Source organism: Mesorhizobium sp. WSM4906, assembly GCF_029674625.1.
Taxonomy (GTDB): Bacteria; Pseudomonadota; Alphaproteobacteria; order Rhizobiales; family Rhizobiaceae; genus Mesorhizobium.
Genome location: NZ_CP121355.1, coordinates 1,164,049 through 1,184,979, shown reverse-complemented (window position 1 = coordinate 1,184,979; position 20,931 = coordinate 1,164,049). Strand labels below are relative to the sequence as shown.

General features: G+C 64.9%; 20 protein-coding genes. 4 read left to right on the top strand and 16 right to left on the bottom strand.

Features of this window, described 5'->3' with window-relative positions; all coding sequences use genetic code 11:
- Positions 1 to 266 precede the first annotated feature (266 nt).
- Positions 267 to 1,886, top strand: a complete 1,620-nt coding sequence (locus QAZ22_RS05640) for a caspase family protein (RefSeq protein ID WP_278206020.1) — start codon at positions 267 to 269, stop codon at positions 1,884 to 1,886.
- Between the two features lie 21 nt (positions 1,887 to 1,907).
- Here the strand turns inward: QAZ22_RS05640 and QAZ22_RS05635 are convergent, their stop codons facing one another.
- Positions 1,908 to 3,041 (bottom strand): hypothetical protein, encoded by a 1,134-nt coding sequence (locus QAZ22_RS05635; RefSeq protein WP_278206019.1) that lies wholly within the window; start codon positions 3,039 to 3,041, stop codon positions 1,908 to 1,910.
- A gap of 333 nt (positions 3,042 to 3,374) precedes the next feature.
- Between QAZ22_RS05635 and QAZ22_RS05630 the strand changes: the two genes are divergently transcribed.
- Positions 3,375 to 4,268 carry a DUF1186 domain-containing protein gene (locus QAZ22_RS05630; protein ID WP_278206018.1) on the top strand — a complete coding sequence of 298 codons (894 nt, stop codon included), beginning with the start codon at positions 3,375 to 3,377 and terminating at the stop codon, positions 4,266 to 4,268.
- A 37-nt stretch (positions 4,269 to 4,305) separates the two neighbouring features.
- Here the strand turns inward: QAZ22_RS05630 and recQ are convergent, their stop codons facing one another.
- The 3 genes from recQ to QAZ22_RS05615 all read right to left on the bottom strand — a co-directional run bounded on the left by recQ (position 4,306) and on the right by QAZ22_RS05615 (position 6,907).
- Positions 4,306 to 6,159, bottom strand: coding sequence for a DNA helicase RecQ (gene recQ / locus QAZ22_RS05625; protein ID WP_278206017.1), 1,854 nt, complete (start codon positions 6,157 to 6,159; stop codon positions 4,306 to 4,308).
- A gap of 135 nt (positions 6,160 to 6,294) precedes the next feature.
- Complete coding sequence (locus QAZ22_RS05620; protein WP_278206016.1) at positions 6,295 to 6,603, bottom strand: HigA family addiction module antitoxin; 309 nt, start codon at positions 6,601 to 6,603, stop codon at positions 6,295 to 6,297.
- A gap of 7 nt (positions 6,604 to 6,610) precedes the next feature.
- The gene (locus tag QAZ22_RS05615) at positions 6,611 to 6,907 is read right to left on the bottom strand and encodes a type II toxin-antitoxin system RelE/ParE family toxin (RefSeq protein ID WP_278206015.1); all 297 of its coding nucleotides are present in this window, start codon (positions 6,905 to 6,907) and stop codon (positions 6,611 to 6,613) included.
- Between the two features lie 123 nt (positions 6,908 to 7,030).
- Between QAZ22_RS05615 and QAZ22_RS05610 the strand changes: the two genes are divergently transcribed.
- The gene (locus QAZ22_RS05610) at positions 7,031 to 7,657 is read left to right on the top strand and encodes a LysE family translocator (protein WP_278206014.1); all 627 of its coding nucleotides are present in this window, start codon (positions 7,031 to 7,033) and stop codon (positions 7,655 to 7,657) included.
- Between the two features lie 271 nt (positions 7,658 to 7,928).
- On the opposite strand, the gene QAZ22_RS05605 is transcribed toward QAZ22_RS05610, so the two are convergent.
- From QAZ22_RS05605 to uxaC, 8 genes are read right to left on the bottom strand one after another with little or no spacing between them, the layout of a single operon-like run.
- Entirely contained in the window at positions 7,929 to 8,261 is a 333-nt protein-coding gene (locus QAZ22_RS05605) for a cupin domain-containing protein (RefSeq protein ID WP_278206013.1), read from the bottom strand.
- 28 nt (positions 8,262 to 8,289) lie between these two features.
- Positions 8,290 to 9,057 carry a 2-dehydro-3-deoxy-D-gluconate 5-dehydrogenase KduD gene (gene kduD / locus QAZ22_RS05600; RefSeq protein WP_278206012.1) on the bottom strand — a complete coding sequence of 256 codons (768 nt, stop codon included), beginning with the start codon at positions 9,055 to 9,057 and terminating at the stop codon, positions 8,290 to 8,292.
- A complete protein-coding gene (gene kduI, locus QAZ22_RS05595) occupies positions 9,054 to 9,905 on the bottom strand; it encodes a 5-dehydro-4-deoxy-D-glucuronate isomerase (RefSeq protein WP_278207791.1) in 852 nt (283 codons plus the stop codon). The genes kduD and kduI overlap by 4 nt, the downstream gene beginning before the upstream one ends.
- 16 nt (positions 9,906 to 9,921) lie before the next feature.
- Positions 9,922 to 10,695 carry a FadR/GntR family transcriptional regulator gene (locus QAZ22_RS05590; RefSeq protein WP_278206011.1) on the bottom strand — a complete coding sequence of 258 codons (774 nt, stop codon included), beginning with the start codon at positions 10,693 to 10,695 and terminating at the stop codon, positions 9,922 to 9,924.
- Between the two features lie 11 nt (positions 10,696 to 10,706).
- Entirely contained in the window at positions 10,707 to 11,987 is a 1,281-nt protein-coding gene (locus QAZ22_RS05585; RefSeq protein WP_278206010.1) for a TRAP transporter large permease, read from the bottom strand.
- A gap of 3 nt (positions 11,988 to 11,990) precedes the next feature.
- Positions 11,991 to 12,575, bottom strand: coding sequence for a TRAP transporter small permease (locus tag QAZ22_RS05580; RefSeq protein WP_278206009.1), 585 nt, complete (start codon positions 12,573 to 12,575; stop codon positions 11,991 to 11,993).
- Complete coding sequence (locus QAZ22_RS05575; RefSeq protein WP_278206008.1) at positions 12,572 to 13,549, bottom strand: TRAP transporter substrate-binding protein; 978 nt, start codon at positions 13,547 to 13,549, stop codon at positions 12,572 to 12,574. The genes QAZ22_RS05580 and QAZ22_RS05575 overlap by 4 nt, the downstream gene beginning before the upstream one ends.
- Before the next feature lie 32 nt (positions 13,550 to 13,581).
- Positions 13,582 to 15,000: a glucuronate isomerase gene (uxaC, locus tag QAZ22_RS05570; protein WP_278206006.1), complete on the bottom strand. Its 1,419-nt coding sequence runs from the start codon at positions 14,998 to 15,000 to the stop codon at positions 13,582 to 13,584.
- Positions 15,001 to 15,193: 193 nt separating this feature from the next.
- Between uxaC and QAZ22_RS05565 the strand changes: the two genes are divergently transcribed.
- The gene (locus QAZ22_RS05565; RefSeq protein ID WP_278206005.1) at positions 15,194 to 16,690 is read left to right on the top strand and encodes a mannitol dehydrogenase family protein; all 1,497 of its coding nucleotides are present in this window, start codon (positions 15,194 to 15,196) and stop codon (positions 16,688 to 16,690) included.
- 34 nt (positions 16,691 to 16,724) lie between these two features.
- On the opposite strand, the gene lepB is transcribed toward QAZ22_RS05565, so the two are convergent.
- The 4 genes from lepB to QAZ22_RS05545 all read right to left on the bottom strand — a co-directional run bounded on the left by lepB (position 16,725) and on the right by QAZ22_RS05545 (position 20,930).
- Positions 16,725 to 17,687, bottom strand: coding sequence for a signal peptidase I (lepB, locus tag QAZ22_RS05560; RefSeq protein WP_278206004.1), 963 nt, complete (start codon positions 17,685 to 17,687; stop codon positions 16,725 to 16,727).
- Positions 17,688 to 17,876: 189 nt separating this feature from the next.
- Positions 17,877 to 18,284, bottom strand: a complete 408-nt coding sequence (locus QAZ22_RS05555) for a F0F1 ATP synthase subunit epsilon (protein ID WP_278075897.1) — start codon at positions 18,282 to 18,284, stop codon at positions 17,877 to 17,879.
- 98 nt (positions 18,285 to 18,382) lie between these two features.
- Positions 18,383 to 19,975, bottom strand: a complete 1,593-nt coding sequence (gene atpD, locus QAZ22_RS05550; protein WP_278206003.1) for a F0F1 ATP synthase subunit beta — start codon at positions 19,973 to 19,975, stop codon at positions 18,383 to 18,385.
- Positions 19,976 to 20,045: 70 nt separating this feature from the next.
- A complete protein-coding gene (locus QAZ22_RS05545) occupies positions 20,046 to 20,930 on the bottom strand; it encodes a F0F1 ATP synthase subunit gamma (protein WP_278075899.1) in 885 nt (294 codons plus the stop codon).
- Position 20,931: the final 1 nt, after the last annotated feature.

Here is a 20,931-nt window from a genome sequence, read left to right as displayed (position 1 = left end):
CGGGGATATTTCCTGCTCTGTGTAACCGGTTGACGCCACCGTGGCGGCGCCTTTGTATCGGGCATCACACCGGACGTTCGGCATCGAGACGCGCCAGCACCGGCCGGTGGCAGCAACAAACCCGGCCGCCGCCGCATCCTCGGTGGGAAGCAGGATGCACATTCAGCCCCGCTGATGTGTTATATATTTCATGGAAGGGGCTCCCCGCGCATGAAATGCGACTGGAACGAGCAGGTAAAGCCGCAACTTGATTGAGAGTGCGCGCGATGAGGTTCTGGGCCGCCATTGTTGGTTTGTTCTTCCTGGCCGCGGCCGATCTGCTGCAGGCGGGCGCCCTTGCCGCCGGCAGCAATCGGGTCGCCCTGGTCATCGGCAACAGCAAATATGTCTACGCGCCGACCCTTCCCAATCCTGCCGGCGATGCGCGGCTGATGGCCGATGTGCTGCGCAAAGCGGGGTTCAACGTCATCGAAGGCGTCGATCTCGACTATGCCGGAATGCGTGACCGGCTGAACAAGTTCACCGAGGCCTCCTACGACGCCGATACCGCGCTGATCTACTACGCCGGCCACGGCATGCAGGTGAACGGCAAGAATTACCTGATCCCGATCGACGCCGAGCTCACAGCCCCGGCGCATCTCAAGACCAGAACCATCCAGATGGACGAGTTGCTCGCCGCCCTCCCGCCCGACCCGGCCGTGGGCATCGTCATTCTCGATGCCTGTCGCGACAATCCGCTGGCGAGGACCCTGGCGGCGTCCTTGCCGAAGAGCCGCTCAACCACCGCACCGGGCCTGGCGCCCATCGACGTCAGCGGGTCGGAAGTTGGCTCCGGCGGCGTGCTGATCGCCTTTGCGACCGATCCCGGAGCCGTATCCTACGACGGCAATGGCGCCAACAGCCCCTACACGATGTCGCTTGCCCGGCATCTTGCCGAGCCGGGCGTGGAGATCCAGAGCGCGCTGACCCGCGTTCGCGGCGAAGTGACGGCGGAAACGGATGGGCGTCAGCGGCCATGGCACAATGCCTCGCTCGGCCGCGAGGTCTTTATCGGCCCGCAGGCGCCGCCACCGGCCGCCGCTGCTCCGCAGCCGTCCGCAACCGAGACTCCGGCCGAGCCGCCAAATTCGGACGCCCGCGGATGGGAAATCGAGCAGCGCGTGTGGGACGAAGCCTCCAAGCGCAACACGCTGGCGCACTACGAGGCCTATCTTCAGCAATTCCCCAACGGAGCGTTCGCCGACCTCGCCCGCCTCAACATCAATCAGTTGAAGAAGCCGCCGATCACTGTCGGAAATACGCCGGCTGCCGAAGCCAAGACAGAGGGCGACGCGGCGCGATCGGCCGCCGCGGCGCAACCTCCGGCTGCGGCCGGCAATTCGGAGCCCGACGTCGGGACCGAACTGACGGAAAGCGCGATCGGGCTTGGTCGTCAGGATAGGATCGATCTGCAGGAGAGGCTGCTGGCGATCGGTTACGACCTGGACGAGGCCGACGGCGATTTCGGCAGCAAGACCCGCCAAGCCATCGGCCGATGGCAGGAAGAAAACCGCTTGCCGGCGACCACCTACCTTACGCAAAAGCAATATGCCCGGCTGAAGCTCGACACGGACGATGCCCTGAAGAGCTACCGCGCCCAAAAAGCGTCGGAGGCCGAAGCGAAGAAGCAGGAAGGCGCCACGTCGCAAAAGGCGCAGAAGCCGCAACCGGTCGTCCGCGCGAAGCCGAGACGCGAACAGCAACGCGAAGCCGCCAATCCAAGACCGGCGCTGAAATTCAAGCCGGCGCAGCGAAAGTCCGGATACCGCACCTGCAGCGGCATCGACGGCACCTTCGAGGTTCCCGCATCACAGAGATGCCCGTTGAGCGGCTACGCGCATTATTGAATGGATGGCGGCCCCGCGGACCTATCCCAGCGTCGCCAGACGTTCGATGAAACGGCCTTTGCCGGCATGGCGCTCCCGGATCGATTGAAGCCGGAGGCGGAATTCCTCGACACCGTCCTGTCTTTCGGCGAGCGCCAGCAGATCGGAAAGAAGGGCTGCTGCCTTGTCATATCCGGCGGGATTGCGTCGCCCGATTTCATCCTCGACGTCGCTCCAGATGCTTTCGCCCCGGCCGCGAATGGCCTCGAGCCGCACCTCACGCGCCTTCTCGGCCGCCTCCGCCTCCAGTCGCCGCTGCGCTTCCGCCAGGTCCGCCTCGGCGCGCTCGCGGGCAAGGCGGATCTCACGGGCGCGGTTCAACAAGTCCGCGGCTGTGCGCGGAGCGTCGGGCGAGATTGCCGTCTGGAGTTCTGAGCGCGCCCGCACCAAGGCTCGCAACTCTGCTGTCACATGCGGCTCGCCATTGAAAATCCGTGTGAGCAGGCTGGTTTTCTCCGCGTCGCTCATCGCCGCGACTATTCGCCCGGCCGTCTCCGGCGGCAACCTGCCCGGAGCAGCTGCCGAGTTCTGTTCCGCGGCTGCCCGGACAAGGTCCTGGTCGATGCAGAAGAATTCGGCGAAGCCCGCGAGCGCGCCGGTCAGCGGTCCTATTCCGGGCATCGGCTCCGGTTCGTCCGGCTCGACCGCTTCGGCTTCGACATCCATGAGCCAAATCAGATAAAACAACCTGAGGTCGCCGGCGAGCACGTCGGCCCGGAGCGGCGACAGGTTCGCTAGCCAACCCTCGCCATCATCCCAGTCGCCGGGCTCCAGTTCGTCGCGCCAGATGCTCAAGACGACGTTCTCACCGGCGACCCTGAGCATGCAATAGTCGTTATTTCCGAGAAACGCGCCGAGGCGATCCCGGTCGACCAGCCGGGTCGGCAGCTTCATCATCAAGCGGCGCGAGCCCCAATTCGCCAGGTAGAGGTGAAGATCGAACCAGTGCTCCATGAGCTGGTCCGGATCGCCCTTGAAGTCGCCCCACTCGTAGGAATTGGTGAAGCTGGTGGCCGTGATGCGCGCCCGTGACGACAGGTCGCGAAGCGCCCGGCGATCCTCGTCGCCGAGTGGTCGATCGATCGCCTGGAATTCGTAATACTGATATTCGCTCATCGTCGTTAAACCAGATGCAGGAAGCCGTCGGTTTCAAGGATTCGCAGGGCTTCTGCAAGGTCTACATCCATGCCAAGCCACCACCCTTCCCGTCTGTCGCATCCAGAACGCCGCCTTCCGTAGTCTGCATATCTTCAGAAACACGGCACGCCATCAAAATTGTGGTCCGAAGCGCATCCGCCTCGGATGAGTGTTTGCAAGGCGACTAATCCGCCTTAGGTTTGGCGGGAACCAGCGCGCGAGGATGACATGAGGAAGGAAGAAGTCGAAAGGCTCTTCGGCGACGGCAGGGAGGACTTCGACCTTGGCCCGATAGAAGACTACCTTCATGCGGTGGCGACCGAGCGCGAGGTGCCGGATGTCGCGATCGGGCTTTGCACGATGAGGATCGAGGAATCCGCTCCCCTGCTGCGCGCCGTTCTCGAGCGCGCTGCCAAAGGAGAGGCGCTGTCGGACGACGAAGAGATGCTGGTCTTCAGAGGCCTGTACATCCTCGGCGGCGCCCGCGACAGCCATTCATGCCAGCCCTTGCTGCGCCTGTTGCGCCGTCCCACGGAGGAAACCAACCGGCTGCTTGGCGATACCATAACCGAGACCTTGTCGCGCATCGTCGCGGGCGTGTTCGACGGCGACGCCGACGCGCTGTTCGGCATCATCGCCGACCGCTCCGTCGACGAATTCATCCGCGACGCGGTGTTTGGCGCGGTGACCTTCTTGACCTGGGAAGGTCGTATCGAGCGCGATCGGACACGGCATTTCGTGGAGCGGTTCTACCAGGAGAGGCTGGCCGACGACTGGGATTACGCCTGGGTCGGCTGGCTGCAGGCGATTTCGATGCTTGCCCTGCGAGACCTCGTTCCGCTTGCCTACAGCGCCTGGGACGAGGGCCGTATACCGGAAGACGTGCTTGAACGCAGCGATTTCGAAAGCGACCTGCGGGACGCCGCACAGCAGCCCGAAGACATCGGCCGGTTCGACCGCGCCAGTCTGAGTTACATCGAGGATGTTCTCGTGGCGCTGGATTGGACTCGTGGCCTTGGCGACTACGACGACTTCGAGCTTGAGGATGACGACTTCGAGCTTGGCGAGGACGACGACTGGCAGCCCTCGGGGCTAGACTGGGCGAACGCTACGCCGGTTACGAACCCCTGGCGTGACGTTGGGCGCAACGATCCCTGTCCCTGTGGAAGCGGCAAGAAATTCAAGAAATGCTGCCTCACCAACTGAGGATCGTAGGGCGCCTGGCGGCTGAGTCGCCGAAGATTCAGCCTCCAGAATTATGCGCCGCTATCGCGCTCAAGAAGATCTCGCCGAACTCCCGGAGCTTTGCCTCGCCGACGCCGTTCACCTCGGCGAAGGCATCGAGGTCGCGCGGGCGGCGCTCGGCCATGTCGATCAGCGTGCGGTCGGAAAAGACGACATAGGCCGGCACCTGGCGTTCCTTCGCCAGACGCAGCCGCAGCGCCTTCAGCGTGGCGAGCAGCGCGGAGTCCAGATCGTCGGTGCCGGCTGCGGCGGCAGCCTGGGCCGAGCGCGCCTTGTTGCGCAAGGAGCGGTGCCGTGTCTCGACGCGGTATTCGAACGCGGTCTCGCCGCGGCCGAGCGCGCGGCCGCTTTCGGAAATGGCAAGGCCGCCATAGCCGTCCGGGTCCGGCATCAGGAACCCGCCCGCCACGAGCTGGCGGATCAGCGACAGCCATGCGGGCCGCTTGTGCGCCGCGCCGGTGCCGAAGCTGGCAAGCCTTTGATGGCCCCTGGCCAGCACTTTCTCGGTCTCGTGGCCGAGCAGGATGTCGACGATATGCGAGGCGCCGAACCGCTCGCCGGTTTGCGCGATGGCCGAAAGGATGATGCGCGCCTCGGCGCTGCCGTCCGCGCGCGGCGCCTGGTTGAGGCAGTTGTCACAATTGCCGCAAGGCTGCGCCGTCTCGCCGAAATAGCCGAGCAGGACCTGGCGGCGGCACTGCGCCGTCTCGCAATAGCCGATCAGCGTGTCCAGCCGGCCGTGCGAACGCCGTTTGTGCTCGGGCGAGGCATCCTCGTCGTCAATGAACAGGCGGCGCGTGCGGATGTCGCCGAGGCCGTAGAGCATATGCGCTTCGGCCGACCGCCCGTCGCGGCCGGCGCGGCCGATCTCCTGGTAATAGGCCTCCAGGCTCGCCGGCAGGTCGGTGTGGAAGACATAGGCCACGTCCGGCTTGTCGATGCCCATGCCGAAGGCGATCGTCGCCACCATGACGACGCCCGAGAGCGTCATGAAGGCGTTCTGATTGGCCTCGCGCGCGTCCTTGCTCATGCCGGCATGGTAGGCGAGCGCGGTGACCCCGTTTTTTTCGAGGAACGCCGCCATCTCCTCGGTCTTGCGGCGCGACAGGCAATAGACGATGCCGCTCTGCCCCGCATGGCGCTCGACGAAGCGCAGCAGCTGGCGCTTGCTGTCCTGCTTCGGCTCGATGGCGAGCCTGATGTTCGGCCGGTCGAAGCCCAGCACCAGCGTGTCGACGCGGTCGGCAAACAGCCGCGCCGAGATGTCGGTGCGCGTCGCCTCGTCCGCGGTCGCCGTCAGCGCGATGATCGGCACCTTCGGAAAAATGTCGCGCAGCCGCGCAAGGTCCTCATATTCGCGCCGGAAGGCCGGCCCCCATTGCGAGATGCAATGCGCCTCGTCGATGGCGATCAGCCGGATGTCGAGCCTGGCGAGCGCGTCGAGCATCCGTTCGGTCATCAGCCGCTCCGGCGCGAGGTAGAGCAGGCGCGTCTGGCCCGACGCGACCCGGCGCCACGCCGCGACATTGGCGTCGCGGTCGAGCGAGGAATTGATCGTGTCGGCGGCGACGCCGGCGAGCCGCAGCGCCGCGACCTGGTCCTGCATCAGCGCCACCAGCGGCGAGACGACGATGGTGAGCCCGCCGAGCACCAGCGCCGGAACCTGGTAGCAGAGCGACTTGCCGGCGCCCGTCGGCATGACGGCCAGCACGTGACGACCGGAGAGCAGCGTCTCCATAACGTCGGCCTGGCCGGGGCGAAAATCGTCGAAGCCGAACACGTCCTTCAGCACGCGCCGCTTTGGATCGTGTCCCTCGGTAAAGAGAGCCGCCGTCGATGTTCGCCCCGCCATCGATGCTTGCATTGAGAGTGATTCCCGGATTCGGCTGAGGCAACGTTCTTAAAGCGCGGATTGCAGGAAGGCTACCAGGGCCGACAGATCAAGGCGCCGATGCGCAGCCCTCGGGCATCCCGACCAAGCCGCAGATCAGGCGGCATTGGGCAACGGGCGCGCCCGTTTGATCCTCTCGCGCTCCTTCGGATCGTGCATCGCTTCCCACAGGTCGCTGCGCCGTTGCACATTGAGCCAGAACTCGGGACTGTTGCCGAACACGCGTGCAAGGATAAGCGCGGTCGGCGCCGTGACGTTGCGACGATTGTTGCAGAGCTCGTTGACATGCTTGCGTTGCACACCCATCGCCTCCGCTAGAGCGGCTTGGGTGAGGCCCATCGGCCGCATGAATTCCTCCACCAGTATCTCGCCGATCGTCACCGGCCTGCGCTTGGTCGCCAGCATACTTCACCTATCTGTAGCTATGGTCGTCAAGATAGACGTCCGACGCTTCACCGCGGCGACCGTCCCACCGGAATACTAGCCGCCACTGCTTGTTGACACGGATCGAATGGAACCCTTCGAGGTTGCCGCGCAACTTCTCGAAATGATTGCTGGGCGGCACGCGCAGGTCCGGATCGGTCATCGCATCATCGATCATCTGAAGTTTGCGGAACAGCCGCAGTTCGAGATCGGACGGGATATTCCTGGAATGCGCGTCGTCAACGAAGAAGGCTCGCAACCACTCGTCCCGAAAGCCAAGGATCATCCTTCACCCCTCGTGAGTGATAGTACCACCCCATGGTATGATCCGCAAACGGGCCTCGCCGTTGCATTGCCTTTCTGCGCAAAGAATGGCTTCCTGTCCCGGCCGCAGCGGAGGAACCCGGCGATGATCGACTTGGCCACATTGGCGACCTATGTCGCGATCGTGCTTGGCTTCGTCTTCATTCCAGGGCCTGCGACGCTGCTTACAGTGGCGCGGGCGACCAGTTCGGGAACCAGGGTCGGCATCGCCACCGGCGCCGGAGTCGCTGCGGGCGATGTCGTCCATACCGTCATGGCGATCTTCGGCATCTCGGCCATCATCGCCACCTCGGCGATGTTGTTTTCCATCATCAAATATATCGGCGCGGCCTATCTCGTTTATCTTGGTATCCGCGCCATCATCGAGAAGGCGCCGGCCGATCTCGCCAGCGGCGCTTTGCCGATACCGGCCGACAAAGCGTTCCGGCAGGCCATATTGACGGAAGTACTGAACCCGAAGACCGGGCTGTTCTTCCTCGCCTTCCTGCCCCAGTTCGTACGCCCGGAACATGGATCGGTCGTGCTTCAGCTGACGGTCCTCGGCGCCGTCTTCGTCCTTCTCGGCCTCTTCAGCACGGTGGTCTTCGCCGTCTCCGCCGGAGGTCTCGGCTCCTTCCTGCGCCGCAACCCGGCCGTGCTGAAATGGCAGGGCAAGGTCGTCGGTGGCATATACTGCGCCCTCGGCGTGCGGCTCGCGCTGCAGCAGCGCTAAAGCATGTCTCCCGAAGTGGAAACCGGTTTGGGATAAAGACATGCGTAAAATCAAAAACCTGAAGCGCATGGAGCGAATCTGAAAGATCGCGACGCGCTCTAGAGCTGCCCCTGTCAACATCACCTGCAGCGGCGCCGTTAAACCTATCTTCACCATGTTGCGGCACCGTCATCGTCCTGCGGCGATGTTTTGAGTACCGCGGCGGCGCCACGAGCGCCCAGGCAACAAACCCGCGCTTCACGGCGCGGGTTTTCCTTTGGAAAATGGGTTCTCAGGCGAGGAAGTCGGCCCGGTAAGGCGCAAAACTGTCGACCAGCCGTCCCGCTTCCAGCGCCTTGACGCCATGCACCAGGTTGGACGGCACGATGAAGCTGCTTCCCGCTTCCAGGATGTCCGACTTGCCGTCGATGGTGACTTCGAAGCGACCCTCGGCGACATAGCTTGCCTGCACATGCGGATGCGAATGCAGCGCGCCGACGCCGCCCTTTTCGAAGGCGAACTCGACCATCATCAGTTCGTGCGTGTGCACCAGCACGCGCCGCCTGTTGCCGTCCGGCGTCGGCTCCCAGGCCTTTTCGCCTGGATGGGAAAAGAAATCGGTCATCACGAGCTTCCGTTCAGAAATTGAAATGTCACCGCGCCAGCCAGCCGCCGTCCACCGGCATCACCGCGCCGTGCATGTAGTCCGACGCCGGCGCGAGCAGGAAGACGGCCGCATCGCCGATGTCGCCGGGTCGGCCCCAGCGTCCTGCCGGAATGCGCCCGAGGATGGCGGCGCTGCGGTCGGGATCGGCACGCAGGGCCTCGGTGTTGTTGGTCTCGATATAACCCGGCGCGATGCCGTTGACGTTGATGTCTTTCGGCGCCCATTCGCAGGCGAGCAACCGCGTGAGGCCGAGCACGCCATGTTTCGAGGCGGTGTAGGAGGCAACGCGAATGCCGCCCTGAAAACTCAACACCGAGGCGATGTTGACGATCTTGCCGCGTCGGCCGGGCTCCGCCAGCACGCGCCTGGCAAAGCTCTGGCAGAGCCGAAAGACCGTCTTCAGATTGATGTCCATCACCTCGTCCCAATCGGCCTCGGTCAGGTCGACCGCATCGGCCCGTCTTATGATGCCGGCATTGTTGACCAAGCCGTCCAGCGGCCCGCTCTCGTCCCAGACCCGGTCGAGCATGGCGGCGGCCTTGGCGGGATCGCCGAGATCGGCGGCCACCGCCTCGAACCGTCCCCCCACGGCCGCGACCTTCTCCACCGTCTCATGCATCGCCGAGCGGCCGACGCCGACGACGATGCCGCCGGCGCGTGCCACCGCCACGGCGATGCCCTGGCCGATGCCGGTGTTGGCGCCGGTGACGAGGATGCGCCTGCCGGCAAGGCTGAAGGCGGAGAGATCGCTCACCTGAGCCGATCCATCGCCACCTGGTCGACATCGGTATAGTCGACATTGTCGCCGGCCATGGCCCAGATGAAGGCATAGTTCGATGTGCCGGCGCCCGAATGGATCGACCAGCCCGGCGACAGCACTGCCTCCTCGTTGCGCATGACGATATGGCGCGTCTCTTCCGGCTCGCCCATGAAGTGGAAGACGCGCGCATCCTCGGCCAAGTCGAAATAGAGATAGGCCTCCATGCGCCTGTCATGCACATGGCAAGGCATGGTGTTCCAGACCGAGCCCGGCGCGAGCTGGGTCATGCCGACGACGAGTTGGCAGGTCTTTACCCCGTCGGCATGGATGAACTGGAAGATCGAGCGCTCGTTGCTGGTCGCCTGGCTGCCGAGGTCGAGCCGCTTCGCGTCGCCGACGCGGATCAACTGGCTGGGATACGACTGATGCGCCGGGGCGCTCAGCAGATAGAACTTGGCCGGCTTGTCCGGCTCGGCCGAAGCGAACGAGACCTGCTGCGTGGCCATGCCGAGATAGACCATGTCGCGCGCCGCCATCTCATGGGGCAGGCCATCGGCCGTCACCGTACCGGCGCCGCCGATATTGACGGCGATCATTTCGCGGCGGTCGAGGAATGCCTGGGTGCCGGTCGGCTTGATGGCTTCCAGCGCCAGCACCGAATCCACCGGCATGGCGCCGCCGACGATCATGCGGTCGTAATGCGTGTAGGTCAGGTTGATACGGCCGGGCTGGAACAGCCCTTCGACGTGGAAATTGTGGCGCAGCTCGTCGGTTCCCATTGCCGCGGCCGCGGTCGGGTCGATGGCGAAGCGCGAGGAGAATTCGGTGTGTTTCTGATCCATCATCTTGCTCGAATGATCATCCGGTCGATGCCGCCGCCACCGACTTCGCGTAATAGGCCTGCCGCGCCTGCAGGCGCTCGCGATAGCGCTGCTGGCTGGCGGTGAGATGTGCCCGCATCGCCTCGCGCGCGGCATTGGCGTCGCCCGCCGAGATCGCGTTGAGGATCACCAGGTGCTCGCGCTGCAGGCCGCGCTGGTAGTCGTCGGACTGGACGAGCTCCGTCGACCAGGGCGAGGTCACGTCGCAAGGAATGGCGCGGCGGCCGAGCACGTCGAGCATCTCGACATAGAACGGATTGTTGGTGGCGCTGGCGATCGCGCGGTGGAAGGCGAGGTCGGCCGGGCCGGTCGGCTGGCTGCCGAGCAGGAGCCGCTCGAACTCGAAGAAGGCTTCCTGGATCGCCGCCTCCTGCGCGGCGTTGCGGCGAATGGCGGCAAGGCCGGCCGATTCGATCTCGATCGCCAGCCGCACCTCGAGCACGTTGAGCGCGATCGAGTCCTTGCTCGCCATGTCGGCGGCCAGCACCCCGAGCGTGGTGGAGATATGCTCGGTGACGAAGACGCCGGCGCCTTGGCGTGCCTCGACGAGGCCGTCGGCGGCGAGCTTGGCCAGCGCCTCGCGGATAACGGTGCGGCTGACGCCGAAGGTTTCCGTCAACTGGCCCTCGGTCGGCAGCTTGTGTCCGGGCGGAATCTCGCCCGCCAGGAGCTGCTTGCGGATCGCCGCGACCACCGTTTCCGACAGTTTCGGCTTCCGTTCGACCCTGAGGTCGGTTGTGCTATCGGCCAACTCGATCGCTCCTAATGGAAAAGGTTCGGCAGCCACAATGATATCGCCGGCACATAGGTGACAAGCATCAACACCGCGAAAGCCGCGCCGTAGAAGGGCCAGATCGACCGCATCGCCGTCCAGATCGGAATGCGGCCTATGGCGCAGCTGACGAAGAGCACGGCCCCGACCGGCGGCGTGCAGAGGCCGATGCCGAGATTGAGGATGAGGATGACCCCGAAATGCACCGGATCGACGCCGTAGGCCATGACCACCGGCAGGAAGATCGGCGTGGTGATGATGATCAGCGGCGACATGTCCATGAACGTGCCGAGGACCAGCAGGACGACATTGATCAAGAGCAGGATGACCAGCTTGTCGCCGGATATCTCCTGCAGGAAGGCGACGAGCGCCGCCGGCACACGCAGATAGGCGAGCAGCCAGCCGAAAGCGGCGGCGCAGCCTATGATCATCAGGACCATCGCCGTCGTGCGCACCGCCGCGGTGGTGGCGGCGACGAAGTCGCTCCAGCTCATCGAGCGGTAGATGATGAGCGTGACCAGGAAGGCATAGACGATGGCGATGCAGGAGCTTTCGGTCGCCGTGAAGATGCCCGATCGGACGCCGCCGAAGATGATGCCGATCAGGATGAGACCCGGAATGGCGCCGAAGAGCAACTGGAGCGCCCGGCCGAAACCGGCGAAAGGCTCGGTCGGATAGCCGCGCCGGCTTGCGACCAGATAGGCCGTGATCATCAGCGCGAGCGCCAGAAGCAGGCCCGGGATGACACCCGCCGTGAACAGGTCGGCGATCGAGATGCGGCCGCCGGCCGAGATCGAATAGATGATCATGTTGTGCGACGGCGGGATCAGAAGGGCGATGATGGCGCCGACCGAGGTGATGTTGACGGCATAGTCGATTCCGTAGCCGCGCGCCTTCATCTGCGGGATCATCAGCCCGCCGACGGCCGATGCATCGGCCACCGCCGAACCGGAGATGCCGCCGAACATGGTCGACGCAGCGATGTTGACTTGGCCCAAGCCGCCGCGCAGATGCCCGACGACGGAGCCGGCCAGCGCCACGAGGCGGGCGGCGATGCCGCCGCGCACCATCAGGTCGCCGGCGAAGATGAAGAACGGTATCGCCATCAACGAGAAGACGCTGACGCCCGAGTTCAGCCGCTGGAACACCACAACCGGCGGCAGGCCGAGCACGATGATCGTCGCGAAGCTTGCCACCCCGAGGCAGAACGCAATCGGCGTGCCGATGATCAGCAGGAAGACGAAAGTGCCGAAAAGCACGGTCAAGGCCATGGCTTACATCTCCTCCCCGGTGGCGTGGATGTCGACGTCGACGGGAAGCCCGGCGAAGCGCCCGGCCAGCCGCTCCAACGAGAAAAGACAGACGAGCGCGCCTCCGAAAATGACCGGCAGGAAGCTCACGCCGCCGGGCAGGGCGAGGGACGGCATCACCGTATTCCAGGTCAGCCTGGCCAGTTGGACGCCGTAGATGATCATGCCGGCGCCGAACGCCAGCACGACGATGTCGGAGATCGTGCGCATCACCGCCTTTGCCGGCGCCGGCAGGAAATAGAGCAGCACGTCGAAGCCGAGATGCGTGCGCTCGCGCACGCCGACCGCAGCCCCAAGGAAGATGAACCAGCCCATCAGCAGCACCGAGGAGGCCTCTGTCCAGCTCGGCGAGCGGTTGAGCACATAGCGCGAGAAGACCTGCCAGGTGATGATGATCGTCATCAAGGTCAGCCCGGCGCCGCTGACCCACAGCGCCAGCGTCGCCAAACCTGACAACAGCCGCTCGGCGCGCAGCCAGAACGCCGCGCCGCCGCCCTGCCGCGCTGGCGGCGCTGAAGCGCCGCCGGGCCTATCGTCGGTGCTCGTCATTTCGCCGCCTGGATGCGGGCGGCGAGATCCTTGAGCTCGGGCGTCGCGAGATACTTGTCATAGACCGGCTTCATGGCGTCGATCAGCGGCTGCTTGTCGACCTCGCTGACCTTGACGCCGGCCTTCTCGACGATGTCGCGCGACTTCTTCTCCTGCGCGTCCCACAGCTCGCGCATCTTGACGACGCTGTCCTTGGCCGCCTGCCTGACGATCGCCTGGTCTTCCGGCGACAGCTTGTCCCAGCTGGCCTTCGACATCACCAGCACTTCCGGCACGATCTGGTGCTGATCCAGCGTGTAATGCTTGGCGACCTCGTAGTGCTTGGCGGATTCGAAGCTTGGCCAATTGTTCTCCGCGCCGTCGATGACGCCTGTCTGCAGGGCGGAATAGACCTCGCCATAGGCCATCGGCGTGGCGTTGGCGCCGAGCGCGTTGACCATGTCGACGAACACGTCCGACTGGATGACGCGGAACTTCATGCCCTTGAGATCGGCGATCGAGGTGATGTCCTTCTTGGTGTTGTAGAAGGAACGCGCGCCGGAATCGTAGAAGGCGAGGCCGACGAGGTCATGCGCCTCGAAAGCCTTCAGGATCTGGTCGCCGATCGGCCCGTCCATGACGTGGCGCATATGCTCGACCGAGCGGAAGATATAAGGTAGCGACGGCACGGCGGTTTCCGGCACGATGCCGTTGAACGGTCCCATCGACACACGATCCAGGTCGATCACGCCCGATTGCGTCTGCTCGATCGTGTCCTTCTCCTCGCCGAGCTGCGCCGAATGATAAACCTCGATCGAATAGCGGCCATTCGTCCGCTGCTTGATCAGCTCGCCCATATATTTGACCGCCTCGACGGTCGGGTAGCCGTCGGGATGCGTGTCCGACGAGCGCAGCACGGTCTCGGCATTGGCAATGCCGATGAGCAGCGAGCCGAAGGTCAATGTGACCGCCGTCAATTTCGAAAAATGCAACATGACTTCCTCCCTTTGAAACCCTGACGTACCGCTCAGAGCCGGTACGCCTTCTTGGCAAGCGTATAGGCAAGCTCGCGCGCCAGCTCATGCGCTTCCTCCTCGCGCAGCCGGTGCTCGGCGACGAGCCGCGCCAGGAATGCGCAGTCGACGCGGCGGGCGACATCGTGGCGCGCCGGTATCGACGGAAAGGCGCGTGTATCGTCGTTGAAGCCGACGGTGTTGTAGAAGCCGGCGGTCTCGGTGGTCATCTCGCGGAAGCGGCGCATGCCTTCCGGGCTGTCGTGGAACCACCAGGCCGGCCCGAGCCTGAGCGCGGGATAGACGCCGGCAAGCGGCGCCAGCTCGCGCGCGTAGCTCGTCTCGTCCAGCGTGAATAGGATGATCGTGAGGTCGCGCTCCAGCCCGACGCAGTCGAGCAATGGCTTCAGCGCCGTCACATAGTCGGTCCGGGTCGGGATATCGAAGCCCTTGTCGCGGCCGAACTTTTGAAAAATAGCCGGCGAATGATTGCGCCATGACCCCGGATGGATCTGCAGCACCAGGCCGTCGTCACGGCTCATCTTGGTCATTTCGGTCAGCATCTGGGCGCGGAACAGCCGCCGCTCGCGCTCGTCCTCCGTGCCGCGGCGGATGCGGTCGAACAGTTCCCCGGCCGCGGCGTCGGAAAGATTGGCGGTCTCGGCGGTTGGATGGCCGTGATCGGACGAGGTCGCGCCGAATTCCTTGAAATAGGCGCGGCGCTGCCGGTGCGCCTCGAGATAGCCGGCCCAACTGCCGGTATCGCAGCCGGTGATCTCGCCCAGGCGGTCGAGATTGGTCGAAAAACCTTCGAAATCGGGATCGACCACGGCGTCCGGCCGGTAGGCGGTGACGACGCGGCCCTTCCAGCCGCTGTCGCGGATCATCCGGTGCCATTTGAGGTCGTCGAGCGCGCCTTCGGTCGTCGCGATGACCTCGATGTTGAAGCGCTCGAACAGCGCCCGCGGGCGATAGTCCTCGCGCTGAAGCAGCGCCGCGATCGTGTCGTAGTGGCGGTCGGCCGTGCTCGCATCGAGCGGCTCGTCGATGCCGAACAGATGTTCGAACACATGGTCGAGCCAGAGTCGGGTCGGCGTGCCGCGGAACAGATAGTAATGCTCCGCGAAGCGCCGCCAGATCACCCTGCCGTCGGTCTCGACCGGAGCCCCACCGAGCGTCGGGGAATCGAGCGTTGGCACGCCGAGCTCTTCGAGCCGCACGCCCTGGCTGAACAGCATGCGGAAGATGTAGTGGTCCGGCACGATCAGCAATTGCGCCGGATCGGGAAACGGCTCGTTGAGCGCATACCAGCGCGGGTCGGTGTGACCATGCGGGCTGACGATCGGCAGGTCCTTTACCCCGGCATAAAGGGCACGAGCCAACGTTCGCGTTTCCGGCGCGAACAGCAGGTCCGGATCGGTCAGTGCTGCCACGTGGCTCCTCCCAGGCTGGCCCTATTGGTAGATCGGGTGGAGATAATGTCAACATACAAAAATCATCAGGTTGTATGATGACTTTTGCATAAGCAGCTGCCATTGTACGGGGCGGCGACGGATGCTACGCCGCAGCCGCCCCGTTGCTGCCCAACGAGCGGCTCGACGCGCCGATCGGAGACCTCAGACGCCAATGAACAGCCGCCTTTCCAACGCCACAGTCGCCAAGCTGCCAGGCGCGATTGCCATACCGCGCTACGATCGCGGCGCCGTGACGCCCGGCATCGTCCATCTCGGCGTCGGCGCTTTCCACCGCGCTCACCAGGCGGCTTATGTCGACGCCTGCCTGGCGGATGGCGAAGCGGATTGGGGCATCGTCGGCGTCTCGCTGCGCAGCCCCGACACGCGCGATGCGCTGGCGCCGCAGGACGGGCTCTACACGCTGGCGGTAAGGGACAGCGCCGGCGAGCAGCTGCAGGTGATCGGCTCGATCCTGTCGCTGCTGGTGGCGCCGGAAGATCCCGACGCGGTGCTCGCCGCGCTCATCGACCCGCGCACCCGCATCGTCACGCTGACCATCACCGAAAAAGCCTATCTGAGGGCGGCCAACGGCAGCCTCGATGAGAACCATCCCGACATCGTCCACGACCTGGCAACCCCCGGATCGCCGAAGACCGCGCATGGTTTTCTGACCGAGGCGCTTCTGCGCCGCCGCGCCGCCGGCGCGCCGCCTTTCACCGTGCTCTGCTGTGACAATCTTCCGGCCAACGGCGCCACGCTGCACCGGCTGCTGGTCGAGTTTGCAAAGCTGCGCGACGCCCGTTCCGGCGCAGGCGATCTTCCGTTAGCCGGCTATATCGCCGACGAAGTGGCCTTTCCGTCGAGCATGGTCGACCGCATCGTGCCGGCGACCACCGATGCCGACCGCGCCCGCATCGCTGGCGAACTCGGCCTCGATGATGCCTGGCCGGTGATGACCGAACCGTTCCGTCAATGGGTGATCGAGGATCGTTTCCCGGCCGGACGGCCGGCCTGGGAAAGATTCGGCGTCACCATGGTCGAGGACGTCGGTCCCTTCGAGGACATGAAGCTCAGGCTGCTCAACGGCGCCCATTCGGGCATAGCCTATCTGGGGCTGCTGAGTGGCCATGCCACCGTCGATCGCGCCTTTGCCGATCCGGCGATCCGGCAATTCGTCGATGCGTTGTGGGCCGAAGCCATCCCGACCCTGCCGGAGGGTGCCGGGCTCGACACGACCGCCTACACCGCCGAGCTCGCCGCGCGCTTTTCCAACACGGCGCTTGCCCATCGCACGGCGCAGATCGCCAATGACGGCAGCCAGAAGCTGCCGCAGCGCATCATTGCGTCGGCCTTGGAGTGCCTGGAGGCCGGCACTGAGCTGGTCCATCTGACACTGGTGGTGGCCGGCTGGATCGCCGCCTGCGCGGCACGGGGAAACACCCTGCCGGAGGGCCATTTCACCGATCCTCTCGATGCTGCGTTGACCTCACTTTTGGCCCGGCAACTGCCGGCGAATGAAACGGTGACGGAGGTGTTCGAGCTGGCCGGCTTCGCCAAGGGCCACGCCGAACGCCAGACGTTGATCGAACTCGTGGCCGTGCACCTCGTCCACTTGCGGCGGGAGGGACCGGTACTGGCGTTCGCCGCGCTCGGCATAGATAGCCGATAACGCTCGCGCCTAGAATGCGTTTCTGCGACGCGCTTTAATCGCCCGCTGACCCGTTCACGACCTGGCGCGAGGAATAGTCCGCCCCATTCGAATTCCAGAACAGGCGCACCGCCTTGCCGACGAGATTCGCGTAGGGGACCGTGCCCATGGCGAAGCGGCTGTCGGCCGAGTTGTCTCGGTTGTCGCCGAGCATGAAATACTCGTCCGTCGGCACCGTGATTTCGGACGTGTCGTCGCCGACCGAGCTCACATCATAGTCGATCACCGGATAGGAGACGCCTTCCGGCAGCGTTTCCCGCTGCAGCCGGGCCGAGCGTATGTCCTGGGTGGAATATTCGCCGAGGTCCTCGAGCTTGACGGGAGCGCCGTTGATGTGGAGCCGGCCGTCGACCATCTGGATCCGGTCGCCCGGCAAGCCGACGATGCGCTTGACGTAGTCGGTGTCGGGATCGCTGCGCGGCCTGAACACAACCACGTCTCCCCGCTTCGGCGGGCTGCCGAGGAACCGGCCGTCGAACGGCAGCAAGCCGAAGGGGACGCTGTAGCGGCCATAGCCATAGGCGGATTTGGAGGCGAAGAAGTAGTCGCCGACTTGAAGCGTCGGCTCCATGCTGCCGGACGGCATGGAAAACGGCTGGAACAGGAAGGTGCGGATCGCGAGCGCAGCGCCGTGCGAGGCGAGAAGGACCAGGACGAGGACCCAAAGCCCGTGCGCGTACCACTTGTCCGGCCTGAAGCGCGGCGCGAAAGGGACGACGATCGCCGCCGACAGAACCGCCATGCCGAGCCCTGAAAGATCGGCGGCCCAAGCGAGATCAATGCCCGGAAAAACCGGAAATCCGATGTAGCAGACGGCCAAGGCAGCAAGGCCGAGGAGGATCAGGCAGGCGACGGCCAACCTGCCGGCGCCGATCCACAGGAAGCCGCCGAACGGTCCGCCGAATACCGACACGAGCGCCGTCGACCATCTGGATCGTGAGGCTGATTCGCTGGACATCCGGCGCCCTCAGAGCAATTCCAGGAAAAGTGCGAAGCGGTTTTCCGTCAGGGATTGCGTCAAGACAAGGAGATGGGGCGGCTCGCCGTTTCCGTGAAACGGCAGACGCTCCGACAAGCAGGCGGACTGTCCATCAAACGAAAAAGCGGGGCAAGCCCCGCTTTTTCAATCATCTGTAAGGAGCCGTCGTCAGGCTGGAATAAGCGCGCCTTCCAGCGTGGTGAGCTGGCTGAGGAACTGCTCGGCCTTGGCACGGCTCTCGTCGTCCTTGGCGTCGGCGGCGTCTTCCCTCGCCTCCTGGATGCGGCGGGTGATGTCGGCGCGGTCGATGTCGTTCACATGAGTCGCTGATTCGGCGAGCAGCGTGCACCCGGAAGGCAGGATGTCGGCGAAGCCGCCGAACACCACGTAGCGCTCTTCCTTGCCGGCCGCGGTCTTCACCGTGACGACGCCGGGCTTGATCGTGGTCATGACTGGAGCGTGCTGCGCCATCACGGTCATCTCGCCTTCGGCGCCCGGGATGACGACGGACTCGACCTGCTCGGAAACGAGCAGCCGCTCCGGCGAGACCAGTTCGAACTTGAAAGCTTCAGCCATGCTTGTCTAGCGAGTAGGGAGTAGTGAGTAGCGAGTAGTGAAGAACTCCGCCGGCCCACCGATCCCTATTCGCTACTCCCTATTCGCTATTCGCTTCTTTACGCTGCTTCAGCCGCCAGGCGCTGCGCCTTCTCGACTGCTTCCTCGATGCCGCCGACCATGTAGAAGGCGGCTTCCGGCAGGTGGTCGTAGTCGCCGGCGCAAAGGCCCTTGAAGCCCTTGATGGTGTCGGCGAGGTCGACAAGCTTGCCCGGCGATCCCGTGAACACTTCGGCGACGAAGAACGGCTGCGACAGGAAGCGCTCGATCTTGCGGGCGCGCGCAACGGTCTGCTTGTCCTCTTCCGACAGCTCGTCCATGCCCAGGATGGCGATGATGTCCTGCAGCGACTTGTAGCGCTGCAGGATCGACTGCACCTGGCGGGCGACCTGGTAGTGCTCCTCGCCGACGACCATCGGGTCGAGCATGCGCGAGGTGGAATCCAGCGGATCGACGGCCGGGTAGATGCCCTTTTCCGAGATCGCGCGGTTGAGCACGGTGGTGGCGTCGAGGTGGGCGAACGAGGTCGCCGGCGCTGGGTCGGTCAAGTCGTCGGCCGGAACGTAGATGGCCTGCACCGAGGTGATCGAGCCCTTGGTCGTCGTCGTGATGCGCTCCTGCAGCGCGCCCATGTCGGTGGCGAGAGTCGGCTGGTAGCCCACAGCCGACGGGATGCGGCCGAGCAGCGCCGACACTTCCGAGCCCGCCTGCGTGAAGCGGAAGATGTTGTCGACGAAGAACAGCACGTCCTGGCCCTGGTCGCGGAAATACTCGGCGACGGTGAGGCCGGTCAGGCCGACGCGGGCGCGGGCGCCCGGCGGCTCGTTCATCTGGCCATAGACGAGCGCGGCCTTGGAGCCCTGGCCGCCGCCCTTCTTGTTGACGCCGGATTCGATGAACTCGTGATAGAGGTCGTTGCCTTCGCGGGTGCGCTCGCCGACGCCGGCGAACACCGAGAAGCCGCCATGCGCCTTGGCGACGTTGTTGATCAGCTCCTGGATCAGCACGGTCTTGCCGACGCCGGCGCCGCCGAACAGGCCGATCTTGCCGCCGCGGGCGTAAGGCGCCAGCAGGTCGAGAACCTTGATGCCGGTGACCAGGATCTGCGCTTCCGTCGACTGGTCGACATAGGCCGGAGCCGGCTGGTGGATGGCGCGCATTTCGACGGCGTCGACCGGGCCTGCTTCATCGACCGGCTCGCCGATGACGTTTATGATGCGGCCGAGCATGCCCGGGCCGACCGGAACCGAGATCGGCCCGCCGGTGTCGAAGACGTCCTGGCCGCGCACGAGACCCTCGGTCGAGTCCATGGCGATGCAGCGCACGGTGTTCTCGCCGAGATGCTGGGCGACCTCGAGCACCAGGCGGTTGCCGACATTGTCGGTTTCGAGCGCGTTCAGAATGGCCGGCAGATGGTCTTCGAACTGCACGTCGACGACGGCGCCGATGACCTGGCGCACCTTGCCGGCGGCGCCGACCCTCTTTGCCGCGACGTTGGCCGTCTTCGCCGCTGCCGCCTTGGCGGGTGCTGCTGCCTTGGCCGGAGCGGCCGCCTTCTTGGCCGGAGCGGCCTTCGCTGCTGCCGGAGCCTTTGCCGCTTCCTTGGGGGCCGATGCCGCCTTGGCGGTCTTCGGGGTAGCTGCTTTCGCCATCGTCTTTGCCCTTTTCGTCTATCTGTTGTTCACGCCATCGCCGCGAGATCGATGACCTCGCGCGGCGCGCCTAGAGCGCCTCGGCGCCCGAAATGATTTCGATCAGTTCCTTGGTGATCTGCGCCTGCCGCTGGCGGTTGTAGGTGATCGACAGCCTGTTGATCATGTCGCCGGCGTTGCGCGTCGCATTGTCCATCGCGCTCATCTTGGCGCCCATCTCGCCCGCCGCGTTCTCGAGCAGCGCGCGGAAGATCTGCACCGCGATGTTGCGCGGGATGAGGTCAGAAAGGATCTCGCCCGGCTCCGGCTCGTATTCGTAGACGGCGGTGGCGCCGTTGCTCGTCTCGGCTGCGGCGGAAGCCTGGGCTGCCGGAATAATCTGCTGCGCCGTCGGGATCTGGCTGATCACCGACTTGAACTGCGAATAGAACAGCGTGCAGACGTCGAAGCCGCCCTGGTTGAACAGGTTGATGACCTTGCGCGCGATCGCATCGGCATTGACGAAGCCGAGCGTCTTGACCTCGCGCAGGTCGACACGATCGAGGATCAGCGAGCCGTATTCGCGGCGCAGGATGTCGTAGCCCTTCTTGCCGACGCAGATGATCTTGACCTGCTTGCCGTCGGCGAGAAGCCTGCGGATATGATCGCGGGCAAGACGCGCGATCTGCGAGTTGAAGCCACCGCATAGGCCCCGCTCGGCGGTGCAGACGATGAGCAGTTGCACGTCGTCCCTGCCGGTGCCGGTCATCAGCGCCGGAGCGTCGCCGCCGCCGCCGATCGCCTGGGTGATGTTGGCCAGCACCGCGCCCATCCGCTCGGAATAGGGTCTGGCGGCTTCCGCCGCTTCCTGCGCGCGACGCAGCTTCGCCGCGGCGACCATCTGCATCGCCTTGGTGATCTTCTGCGTCGCCTTGACCGAGGCGATACGGTTACGAAGGTCTTTTAACGAAGCCATG